This is a genomic window from Mycobacterium sp. UM_CSW (assembly GCF_000455205.1).
In the GTDB taxonomy this organism is placed as follows: Bacteria; Actinomycetota; Actinomycetes; order Mycobacteriales; family Mycobacteriaceae; genus Mycobacterium.
In genome coordinates this window covers 20,930-32,267 of sequence record NZ_AUWQ01000056.1, presented here as the reverse complement: position 1 = coordinate 32,267, position 11,338 = coordinate 20,930, and the positions used below count along the sequence as shown (strand labels likewise).

Here is an 11,338-nt window from a genome sequence, read left to right as displayed (position 1 = left end):
GACCGCGTGAAACCACCACCGCTTTTCGTCCGTATCCCCCACGTTCGGCGGGCGAGACGACGCAGGACACTAGCGAAGGCCAACCACCTCGACGGTCAGTCCCGGCTTCGGGGATAGCGCCGCGAGGTTGTGGGCGCGGATGCGCTGGGGGGGCAGCCGCAGCGTTGTCCGGGCCACGAGGCGGGCGAGCATGACGGTCATCTCGGTGGTGGCCATGACCGAGCCGATGCACCGGTGTAGGCCCCCGCTGAACGGAATGAATTCGTGCGGAGCGGGTTTGCGGTAGCCCGGCGCGCCGGCGTCCCAGCGCGAGGGCCGGAATTCCGTAGGCTGCGGCCATAGCTCGGGCAGGCGATGGGTGACATACGGGCTGAAGATCAGCAGCCGGCCCGCCGGGATGCGATGCCCGTCGAACGTGAGGTCGCGCATGACCTTGCGCGCCGAGATGACCCCGGGCGGGTACAGCCGCAACGTCTCATGCACGACGCCGTCGAGGTAGACCAGCGCGTCGAGGTCGGCGGCTGCGGGGGGCCGGTCGCCGAGCACCCGGCGCACCTCGTCAACGGCGGTGTCCCACGCGCCCGGCAGCGACAGCAGCGAATAGATGGCCCAGGCCAACGCGCCGCTGGTCGTCTCGTAGCCGGCGGTGATCAACGAGATCACCGCATCCCGGATCTCGTCGTCGCTCAACGCGTAGCCCTCATCGCCGCGCCCGTTGATCAGCATCGTCAGCATGTGGTCGTCGGGCCTGGGATCCGCACGGGCGGCGGTGATCTGGGCGTCGACGAGGTCGTCGATGCGTTTCCGCGCCGCCTCCGCCCGCCGCCAGCCCGGCGCCCGGAACCGTCGCTGCAAAGCCACCGCCTGCGGAAGCATGTGCGTCAGGTCCAGCAGGGGCTGCAGTTGTTCGCCGAGGAAGTCGGAGTGCACGGCCATGCGCTGGCCGAACAGGCTTTCGGCGGTGCTCCGCCGCACTGCCGAGCGGCACTGACGATAGATGTCCAGCCGCTGCCCGGGTCGCCAATCGTCGATGACGGCGTCGACGTTGGCGACCATGGTCTGCACGTAGTCCTGGATCTGCCGGTGCCGCAGACCGGGCGCGACGACGCTGCGCCGGCGCCGGTGGTCGTCGCCGTCGCTGACGATCAACGCAGTGGGCCCATCGACGATGGCGAGGTTCTCAAACGTCTCCCGCCAGCTGAACGCGTCGGCGTTGGCGAACACGAACTTGTTTGCCTCCGGGCCAAGCAGGTAGGTGTAGCCGTGGCGACCGACGCCGGAATTGAGCACCGGACCCCGCCACCGGTACATCGCCAGCAACGCCTCGCCGGGCGGGTAGCGCACCGGCCGATAGGTCTTGAGCCCGACTGCCACCATGACCCGATTATTCGAGGAGCTCGGATAGCTCCAGCCACCGGCTCTCTGTCGCGGCGACCTCGCCTTCCAGGCCGCGCAATTCGCCCGTCAGCCGCGCCAGGCCGACGTGATCGGACTGGTCGTGCTCGGCGAGCTCGTGATGCTTGGCCGCGATCCGCTCGGCGAGGCGCGCGAGCTGACGGTCAGCCGCGGCCAGCTCCTTCTCGGCGGTGCGGCGCTCCGCGCCCGACATCCCGGAAACGGAAGCCGGCGCAGCAGAGGTCGACGTCGCAGCCGGCCGGCGCGCCGAAAGCCGCAGATACTCGTCGATGCCGCCGGGCAGATGCCGCAGCCGGCCGTCGAGGATCGCGTACTGCTGATCGGTGACCCGCTCGAGCAGGTACCGGTCGTGCGACACGACGATCAGGGTGCCCGGCCAGGAGTCGAGCAGATCCTCGACCGCGGTGAGCATCTCGGTGTCGACGTCGTTGGTGGGCTCGTCGAGCAGCAACACGTTCGGTTCGGAGAGCAGCGTCAGCATCAGCTGCAGCCGCCGTCGCTGGCCGCCGGACAGGTCGCCGACCCGCGCGGACAGCTGCCCGCGGCCGAAGCCGAGCCGCTCCAGCAGCTGGGCCGGGGTGACCTCCCTGCCCTCCACCTCGTAGCCCCCGCGCAGGCCGCCCAGCACATCGGCGATCCGGTCGCCGGCCAGCGCGTCCAGCTCTTCGCCGCGCTGATCGAGCACGGCGAGCCGCACGGTCTTGCCGCGCTTGACGCGCCCGCTGTCCGGCGACACCGTGCCGGCGATCAATCCCAGCAGCGTCGACTTCCCCGCGCCGTTGGCCCCGACGATGCCGGTGCGCTCGCCGGGCGCGATCCGCCATTCGATGTCGCGCAGCACCGGCCGCCCCGCATACGCCACCGACACGTCGAGCAGATCGACGACGACCTTGCCCAGCCGCGCGGTCGCCAGCTTGGCCAGCTCGACCGTGTTGCGCAGCGGCGGCACGTCGGCGATCAGCTGGTTGGCGGCCTCGATGCGGAACCTGGGCTTGCTCGTCCGCGCCGGCGGGCCCCGCCGCAACCACGCCAGCTCCTTGCGCATCAGGTTCTGCCGCTTGGCCTCGGCAGCGGCGGCCAGCCGGTCGCGTTCGACGCGCTGCAGCACATAGGCGGCGTAGCCCCCCTCGAACGGCTCGACGATCCCGTCGTGCACCTCCCACGTCGCGGTGGCGACTTCGTCGAGAAACCAGCGGTCGTGGGTGACCACCAGCAGCCCGCCGGTGTTGCGCGCCCAGCGCTCTTGCAGATGGGCGGCCAGCCAGGTGATGCCCTCGATGTCCAGGTGGTTGGTGGGCTCGTCGAGGGCGATCACATCCCATTCGCCGATCAGCAGCCGCGCCAGCTGCACCCGCCGGCGCTGCCCGCCGCTGAGCGTGGAAACCGTTGCGTCCCAGGCGATATCGGACACCAGCCCGCCGACCACGTCGCGCACCCGGGCGTCGCCGGCCCACTGATGCTCCGGTTGCTCGCCGACCAACGTCCAGCCCACCGTGCGGTCATCGTCCAGGGTGTCGGCCTGGCTCAGCTCGCCGACCCGTAGCCCGCTGCGGCGGGTGACCCGCCCGGCGTCCGGCCGCAGCCGGCCGGTCAGCAGGCCCAGCAGGCTGGACTTGCCGTCGCCGTTTCGCCCGACGATGCCGATGCGCGCGCCGTCGTTGACGCCCAGCGTCACCGACTCGAACACGAGCTGAGTCGGATATTCCAGGCGTATGCCCTCGGCTCCCAGTAGGTGCGCCACCGGGCAATTATTCGAGGGTTAGCAGCGCGTGGTCGATGTGGGTCCGGGTGTCGGGTGACGCCTTGCCGGCGACGGCCTCCAGGAAGCGGGCGGCGAGGTCGCGGACCTTGAGGTTGGTTTCCTGGGAACGCCAGGCCAGGATGTCGAAGGCTTGCTCCGCGGAGATGCCGTAGGCGCTCATCAGCACGCCCTTGGCCTGCTCGATCCGGGCGCGCGCGTCGGCCACCGCCTCCAGGACGTTGGTGATGTCGGAGTGCAACGAGTCGGTGACGTCGACGTAGAACCCCGATGTGCCGATCAGGGCGCCGGTGTCGTCGAGCATCCGGTCGCCCGCCACGACGACGCAGCGGGTGTGGCCGGCGGTGTCGATGATGCGGTGCCTGCTGCTGAACGGCTTGCCGCTGATCACGCGGTCCAGCACGGCGGCGACGCGCTCGCGGTCCTCGGGGTGCTTGTGTTGCAGCAACAGCTCGGTGGTGGGCTCGACCTGTCCCGGCTCGTAGCCGTGCATGCGCGCGACGGTGTCCGACCATTCCCAACGCTGGCCGTCCAGGAAGAACCGGAACCTGCCGACCCGCTGCGGCTCGCCCAGGCCCAGCACCAGATCGAGCGCGCCCAGCTCGTGCTCCTGCACTCCGTCGGACATCACCGCCTCCGGCGGCGAGCCGCCGGCTCGCCCATTGCGACGTTGACCGGTGTCATCCTCGTTCACAGTCATCGCCTGTCTCTCCCGGAATGCTTGCCGTTTTGCCTTATCAATGCCCGTTTTCGGGCACGTTCAAGCACGCCGGGGCCGCGCGGAATCCGGGGATCAACTCACCCGGTACTGCTCGGCGTCGGCGTGCTTGAATTCCAGCCCGAGCCCGGGCCGGTGCTGATCGGGCCGCAAGGACCCGCCGTCGGGGGACAGGGCGCCGTCGAACAACATGTGCTCGATGCGGTGGTGGTCGTGGAAGTACTCCAGGTGCCGCAGGTTGGGAATCGCGGCGGCGACGTGGGCGTGCAGATTGGGTGCGCAGTGTCCCGACACGTCGACGTGGTAGGCGGCGGCGACGGCCGCGGCACGCTGGAAGTCGGTGATGCCGCCGCAGCGGGTGACGTCGATTTGCACGCAGTCGACCGCGTCGGCCGCCAGCATCCGGCGGAAGTACGTGAGGTCGTAGCCGTATTCGCCCGCGGTGACGTCCGGCGTCACCTGGTCGCGCACCTCCCGAAGCCCGGCAAGGTCGTCGGAGGAGACGGGTTCCTCGAACCAGGTGACATCGTGCTCGGCCATGGCGTGGGCGACCCGGATCGCCTGCTTGCGCCGGTAGCCGCCATTGGCGTCGACATACAGTTCGACGTCGGGCCCGATCACCTTGCGCGCGAACGCGATTCGGTCCAGGTCGCGGCGCTCGTCGGAACCCGACGACTCCCCGATCTTGATCTTCACGCGGGGGATCTTCCAGTTGTCGACCCAGCGTTCGAGCTGCGCGCGGGTCGCGGCGTCGTCGTAGGTGGTGAAGCCGCCGCTACCGTAGATCGGCACCTCGGGATGCGCGACGCCGAGCAGCCGGCACACCGGCAGATCGACCAGCTTGCCCTTGAGGTCCCACAGCGCGGTGTCGACCGCCGAGATCGCGCAGGACACCAGGCCCGGGCGCCCGCTGTTGCGGACCGCCCTGACCATCGACTCCCAGGCGTCGTTGACATCGAGGGCGCTGTGTCCCTTGACCGCGCTGGCGAGTGGCCCGGTGATCAGCTCGCGGCACGCGCCGGCGGCGTACGTGTAGCCGAGCCCGCGCCGGCCGCCCCCGACCACCTCGGCCAGGATCAGCGTGGTCGACGACCAGGCGAAGGTGCCGTCGGCCTCCGGTGCGTCGGTGGGAATTTCGTAGGCCTGCGCGGTGACCTCGTCGATGCACGCGTCCAGCATGCGGTCCTCCTACGTCTTGAGGGCGGCTCGAACGTCGCCCGGCAGGGTGTATCGGGCGACGGCTTCGGCGATCCGGTGACGCAGCCGGACGAGGCTGGCCAGCGCGTCGCCGGTCGGCGCGTCCGCCACCGCCGGCGTCCGCCGCGCCTGGGCGGCGCCGGCGACGGCGAACAGGCCGGCGGTCGCGGCGCTCAGCAGCGTCAGCCGCCGTGCGCCGCGGTCCACGGCCGCCCAGCCGAGCATGGTGATCGCGTGCACGAAGTCGACCTCGGCACCCAGCGCGACGCTCACCGCGTCGGGCCTGATGTCGGTCGCCGCCGCCTGCGTCAGCAGCCGCGCCCCCAAGATGCGGGTCACCGCGCGCTCCCGACTGGTCGCCGGCTTGCCCGACGCCAGCCGCAGCAGCGAACTCGGCGCCGCGAGGAGCACCAGGCCGTAAACGACTCGCGCCCAGGCCGTCATCGCGCCCGCCGCAGCGCCAGCAGCGCACCCAGCCCTAGCCCGAGCGCGCCGGTGCCGCCGACGAGCGGATGTTGGGACAACCACACCTGCGGGCTGTGCGCGTGGGCCTTGTCGTCGAACCCGCCGTGGGCTCCGTGGTCGCTCCCGGTCTCGGCATCGACAGGCTCCCACAGGTTGTGCGGCCGTCCTGGGTTCACACGTTCGTCGGTCTGCTGCGAGTCGTATCCGGTGCGACCGAGGTAGCGGTCCAGCAGTGGCGCGACGAACTTCTGGGCCAGCAGGGTGACCGCGGTGCTGTCGCCGACCCAATACTGTTTGCGCCCTGGATGATCCGCGGCGTAGGCGACGCCGCGCGCGGCGACCTCCGGTTGGTAGATCGGCGGCACTGGCTGCGGATGCCGGGGCAGGCGGGACAGCACCCAGGAGAACTGCGGGGTGTTGACCGCGGGCATCTGCACGACGGTGATCCGCACGTTCGAGCCCTCATGCAGCAGCTCGCAGCGCACCGATTCGGTGAAGCCGTTGGTGGCGTGCTTGGCGCCGCAGTAGGCCGACTGCAGCGGGATGGACCGCTCGCTGAGCGCGGACCCGACCTGCACGATGGTGCCGCGGTCACGCGGGCGCATCTTCGCAAGCGCCGCCATGGTGCCGTGCACGTAGCCGAGGTAGGTCACCTCGGTCACGCGTTTGAACTCCTGGGGCGTGATCTCGTGGAACGGCGCGAACACGGACGTGAACGCGACGTTGATCCAGGTGTCGATGGGGCCGAACGTCAATTCGACCTCGTCGGCGGCGGCCGCGACGGCCGAATAGTCGGCCACATCCGTCGGGATTGCCAGCGCCTTTCCTCCGCCGGCCTCGACGTCGCGCGCCGCGCCCTCCAGACCGGCGGCGCCGCGCGCGAGCAGGGCGACATTGGCGCCGCGGCGCCCGAACAGCTGCGCGGTCGCGCGGCCGATGCCGGCGCTGGCCCCGGTGATCACAATCGTTTTTGAAGTCGGTGTCATCGCCCGAATCTCCTCTCGTTCAGTCCTGGTGCACGGTCTCTTCGGCGAGGGTGGCCGTGCATTCCAGCAGCAAGGCGTGCGCGAACGCTTGCGGCAGGTTGCCGCGCAGCTGGCGCTGCCTGACGTCGTATTCCTCGCACAGCAGCCCGGGCGGGCCGCAGGCGGCGCGGTTGCGTTCGAACCAGCGCATCGCGCAATCCGCATGGCCCAGTTGGTCTTCGGCCAGCGCCATCATGAATCCGCACAGCAGGAACGCCCCCTCGGCATCGCCGAGGTCACGTTCGTCGTGCCGAAAGCGGTAGACGTAGCCGTCGCGCGCGAGTTCCCGGCGAACGGCGTCCAGCGTCGCCCGGGTGCGGGGATCGTCCGCGGACACCGCACCGCGCACCGGCGGCAAGAGCAGCGAAGCGTCGACCCCGGCGAGCCGCGGGCTGCGCTGCCAGTAGCCGTGCGGGTGCACGCTGGACGACGCGGTCTCGGCCAGGATCGCGTCGGCCAGCGACGCGGAGGCGGCGAGCTCGGGACCGGCGCCGGCCACCTTCGCGATGGCGCGCAGCCCGGCCACGCAGGCCAGGCGGGACTGCGTCCACAGCTCGTCGTCGATTTCCCAGACGCCGGCATCCGGTTCGCGCCAACGCTTTTCGATCGCGCTGATGGCGGCCTGCGCGGCGCGCCAGCCCTCAGCGTCGAGCCGGTCGGCCTTCGCGGCCATGGCCAACAGCTGCAGCGCCTCGCCGAAGACGTCGAGCTGGAATTGCTGGTTGACCCGGTTGCCGACCTTGTCGGTGCCGCCCGGGTAGCCGGGCAGGTCGAGGGCCTCTTCGCTCGGCACCGAACCGCCCGTGACGGTGTAGGCGGGTTTGAGGTGCGGGCCGTCCTGGAGCAGCCGGGCGCCGACGAACTCGACCGCCTGGTCTAGCAGCTCGGGCGCGCCGACGGTGCCCGCGGCTAGGCCGGCGTACGCCTGGTCGCGGATCCAGGCGTAGCGGTAGTCGTAGTTCTGGTTGGTGTGCGCGCGTTCCGGCAGGCTCATGGTGGCGGCCGCGACCATGCCGCCGCCGCTGCTGGTCAGCCCGCGCAGCACGGCGTAGGAGTGACGCGCGTCGCGGGGCGCGATGGTGTCGTCCAGCTGGGGCACGCTGCGGTGCCAGGTGGCTGCGGTTGCGTCCCAGGCGATGTCGGGGTCGGGTGGCCGGTCGGGCAGCGCGCGTTCGGACAGCTCCAGCACCAGGTCGTGATGGGCGCCCTCGTCGATGGTGATGTCGCACAGCAACGGTTCGCCGCGGCCGTGGGCGGATTTGACGGGGTGCGCGTCGCGGCCGCCGGACCACCGCCACCGCAACCGCCCGGACCGGCCGCTCCAGATTCCGTCGTCGAGGCTGGCCTGGCCGGGTCCGTGACGGCCGAACCCGGCGCTCGGCGCCAAGAGCACCCGCACCCGCGAGTTCCCGCGGCAGCCCGTCAGCCGCCGCAGCAGCACCACCTGCTCGGGGTCGCCGGGGAAGGCCAGCGCCTCGCGGCACTCGACGATCCCGTCGCGGGTGGTCCACCGGCTGCGCCAGATCAGGGTGCCCGGCTCGTAGTAGCCGCCCCATACGTTCCGCACGTCCGTCGGGGTTACCGCGTAAACCCCGTCGCCGCCAATCAGATTGGAGAACACGGCCTCGGAATCCCACCGCGGCGTGCACATCCACGCCACGTCGCCCTGCGGGCCGATCAACGCGCCGCGCTCGCCGTCGGCCAGCAGCGCATACTCGCGCAGCACCCGCGGCGCGTAGGCCGCGTCGACGTCGATCGTCTGCTCAGCCACGCGCCGCCACCTTCGACCGCCCGCCGGCGGCGCCGGCCGGGCCGGAGGGAATCTTGCCCCCCGCCATCCGCTCGGCCAGCCGCGAGGCCAACGCCATGATGGTCAGCGCCGGGTTCGCCGAGCCCTGCGTCGGGCAGACCGAGCCGTCGGCGAGGAACAGGTTCGGCACGCCCCACACGCGGTGATCGGAGTCGACGACCGAGTTCTCCGGGCTGGTCCCCATGCGGGCGCCGCCGATCAGGTGGGCGAACCGTTCGATGGTGAGCTTGTCTTGGGCGTCGGCAGCATCGAGGATGTCACCGATCACCTTGGTGGAGTAGGCCATGTTGGCCTTGTCGTTGTCGCACAGGCTGTAGTCGAACCGGGCCACCGGGATGCCGTACGGGTCGGTCTCGTCCGCGAGGGTGACCCGGTTGTCCGGCCGCGGCAACAGCTCGTTGAGCACGCCGATGGTCGCCCAGTGGTTGTAGTCGCGCATGTACTCGCGCAGCGCGCGGCCCCAATGCCCTTCGGCCATCACGTGTTCGGCCCAGCCGATGGGCATGGGCGACACGGTCTGGATGGAAAAGCCGCGGGCGAATCCGCGCGCGGGGTCCGTCTCGTAGAACTGTTCGGACGACACCTCCGGGGGAGGCGCCTTGTACATCCGGACCTCCTCTGACCACCGGCCCGCCGACTGCGTGGCGCCCTGCACCATGACATAACGCCCGACCTGATCGTCGTTGTTGCCCAACCCATTCGGGAATCGGTCGCTGACGGAGTTGAGCAGCAGGCGGGGCGTTTCGATGGAATAGCCGGCGACGGCAACGGCTTTCGCGCGTTGCAGGCGTTCGGTCCCGCCGGCCTCGTCGTAGTACACCACCCCGCGCGCGGCGCCGCTCTCGTCGAGTTCGACGCGGGCGGCCATGCAGTTGGCACGGATCTCCACGGCGTGGGCCAGCGCGTCCGGCAGGTGCGTGACGTACGGGCTGGCCTTGGCGTTGACCTTGCAGCCCTGCAGGCAATAGCCGCGGTAGATGCAGTGCGGGCGGTTGCCGAAGGTGCCGTTGACGATGCCGACGGGCCCGACGCGCATCTCGATGCCGAGCTTCAGCGCGCCCTCCCACAGTTTGGCGGCCGCTCCCGAAATAGGATGTGGGGCAAAGGAATATCGGTGGGGATAGCCCCAGGGCCAGTTTTGGCCGGCCACCGGCAACTCGAGCTCGACGCGCTCGTAGTGCGGGCGGATGTCTTCGTAGCCGATGGGCCAGTCCGCCCCGACCCCGTCGAGGGTGTGGGTGGCGAAGTCGCTGGGGTGGAAGCGCGGACAGTAGCCGGCGTAGTGGACCATCGAGCCGCCCACCCCGCGCCCGGAGTTGTTCTTGCCCAACTCAATCGGGTGGGCGCCGCCGATGATGCGCTTCTGGGTCCAGTACAGGTCGTGCGAGCCGGCTTCGTCGGAGACCCAGTCCTCGTCGGGATGCCAGAATGGTCCGGCTTCGAGGATCACCACCCGCCACCCCGCGCGGGCCAGCCGCTGCGCGAGCACCGAGCCGCCCGCGCCGGCCCCGACCACCACCAGGTCGACCTCGTCGTCGTCGCGATAGCGGCACATGGTCTTCTCGCCGGGCAGGTCGCGGGAATGGACGTCGAGCAGGAAGCGGGAGTCGTTGTCCCTCGGCCCCACCGCTCCCTTGAGCACACCGCGCAGGAAGTCGCCCATCACAGCTCATCGCTTCGCACGACCCGCACGGGATCCTCGTCGGTGGCGCCACGGGTCTCGAACGGCTCGCGCGCCGCGGCCGGCCCGGTAGCACCGCCGAGACGCATGAACCCGCGCGGGTAGGCCGGGCCGCCGAAGCCGATCTCGTTCCAGGCCCAGGGATGGGAGTAGAAGCCGGACAGCGTCATTCGCATGCACACCGACCAGGCGCGCTTGACGTTCAGCCGGTCCCAGGTCCCGCCCTCCAGCTCGCCCTGCGAGAACTGCTCGACGATCGCTTCGCGGGCGGCGGGGTCGGCTTCGGCGAACGCCTTGCCGTAGCGGCGGGCGGCCGTCTCGTCGAGCGCGCGCAGCACCAGTCGCCAGGTGTCGCGGTCGTCGGGCATGTCGGCGTACTGGTAGCCGTCGAGGCGTCCGTCGGCGAGCTTGGAGTCCACCGACTCGGCCACCGGCACCCGCGGCTCACAGTCCTGCGCCAGCACGGTGTCACAAAACGCGCGCAGGCAGGGTTCCTGCTCGGCGGTGAAAAACCGCAGGGGACCGGGCGGTTCCAGCCGCGCCAGGACCACCTTGCGGGTGGCGTCGTCCCACGTGTCGGCGGTCTGAAGAACGTCGAAATCGGGGTAGCGCCCGATCATTTGGGGCGTGATGCCGCGGCGTTGCTTCGGAAGCCACGACGGGTGCGGCGGCTGGCGGTCGGGGCGCAGGTTGGGCAGGTGGTCGGGGAGAGAGGTGTCGGCCATTGTGAAAATCTCTCGCAATCCGTCGTTATCGCCGGAAGCGTTCGCGGCGCAGGATCGAGGCCAGCAGGCCCATTCCGCCGACCATGCACATCAATCCGGGCGCAGCGATCGGCGGGCCCATCGGCACGTTGTAGGACGCGTTCTTCCACCCGCCCGGTTTGCGCGCGACGCCGCGCGCGTGCAGGTATTCACCCATCAGCCCGTTGGCCGTGTAGACGCCCGCGGTGATCGGCAGCCAGATTTTGGCCCAGCGGCGTGAGAACACCCCGCCGATGCCGGCGACGACCACCGGCGGGGTGACGACGATCGGGCTCCACATCCATTTGTTGCCGAAGCTGGCCTTGTAGTGTTCGAAATAGATTTCCGCGGTGGTGACGAGGGCCGCGATTGCCGTCAGCCCCGACAGGGAGCGTTCGAAGCGACCGTGCGCGACGTCGTACAACGCGCGCTCGGCCACCTGCCCTGCACCGCCGCCCCGGCGCCGTCCGGCGTTGTCCAGCAACATCATTTGAGTTCCTCTTCCTGGGGTCGGCCGGGCCTCA

The 11,338-nt window shown here is 70.4% G+C and carries 10 protein-coding genes; all 10 read right to left on the bottom strand.

Annotated features, from left to right (window positions below; all coding sequences use genetic code 11):
- Positions 1-69 precede the first annotated feature (69 nt).
- Entirely contained in the window at positions 70-1,344 is a 1,275-nt protein-coding gene (locus N415_RS19680) for a cytochrome P450 (RefSeq protein WP_081665363.1), read from the bottom strand.
- Between the two features lie 40 nt (positions 1,345-1,384).
- Entirely contained in the window at positions 1,385-3,157 is a 1,773-nt protein-coding gene (locus N415_RS19675) for an ABC-F family ATP-binding cassette domain-containing protein (protein ID WP_068185665.1), read from the bottom strand.
- A 7-nt stretch (positions 3,158-3,164) separates the two neighbouring features.
- Positions 3,165-3,803 (bottom strand): PAS and ANTAR domain-containing protein, encoded by a 639-nt coding sequence (locus N415_RS19670; protein ID WP_239645620.1) that lies wholly within the window; start codon positions 3,801-3,803, stop codon positions 3,165-3,167.
- Positions 3,804-3,968: 165 nt separating this feature from the next.
- The gene (locus N415_RS19665) at positions 3,969-5,072 is read right to left on the bottom strand and encodes an enolase C-terminal domain-like protein (protein ID WP_068185660.1); all 1,104 of its coding nucleotides are present in this window, start codon (positions 5,070-5,072) and stop codon (positions 3,969-3,971) included.
- Positions 5,073-5,081: 9 nt separating this feature from the next.
- The gene (locus N415_RS19660; RefSeq protein WP_068185658.1) at positions 5,082-5,534 is read right to left on the bottom strand and encodes a hypothetical protein; all 453 of its coding nucleotides are present in this window, start codon (positions 5,532-5,534) and stop codon (positions 5,082-5,084) included.
- Positions 5,531-6,541: an SDR family oxidoreductase gene (locus tag N415_RS19655; protein ID WP_193376485.1), complete on the bottom strand. Its 1,011-nt coding sequence runs from the start codon at positions 6,539-6,541 to the stop codon at positions 5,531-5,533. Before N415_RS19655 ends, N415_RS19660 begins: the two co-directional genes overlap by 4 nt.
- Before the next feature lie 19 nt (positions 6,542-6,560).
- The gene (locus N415_RS19650; RefSeq protein WP_068185656.1) at positions 6,561-8,351 is read right to left on the bottom strand and encodes a glycoside hydrolase family 15 protein; all 1,791 of its coding nucleotides are present in this window, start codon (positions 8,349-8,351) and stop codon (positions 6,561-6,563) included.
- The gene (locus N415_RS19645; RefSeq protein ID WP_068185653.1) at positions 8,344-10,053 is read right to left on the bottom strand and encodes a GMC family oxidoreductase; all 1,710 of its coding nucleotides are present in this window, start codon (positions 10,051-10,053) and stop codon (positions 8,344-8,346) included. The genes N415_RS19650 and N415_RS19645 overlap by 8 nt, the downstream gene beginning before the upstream one ends.
- Positions 10,053-10,796: a gluconate 2-dehydrogenase subunit 3 family protein gene (locus N415_RS19640; RefSeq protein WP_068185649.1), complete on the bottom strand. Its 744-nt coding sequence runs from the start codon at positions 10,794-10,796 to the stop codon at positions 10,053-10,055. The genes N415_RS19645 and N415_RS19640 overlap by 1 nt, the downstream gene beginning before the upstream one ends.
- Before the next feature lie 25 nt (positions 10,797-10,821).
- Complete coding sequence (locus tag N415_RS19635) at positions 10,822-11,304, bottom strand: hypothetical protein (protein ID WP_068185646.1); 483 nt, start codon at positions 11,302-11,304, stop codon at positions 10,822-10,824.
- Between the last annotated feature and the right edge of the window lie 34 nt (positions 11,305-11,338).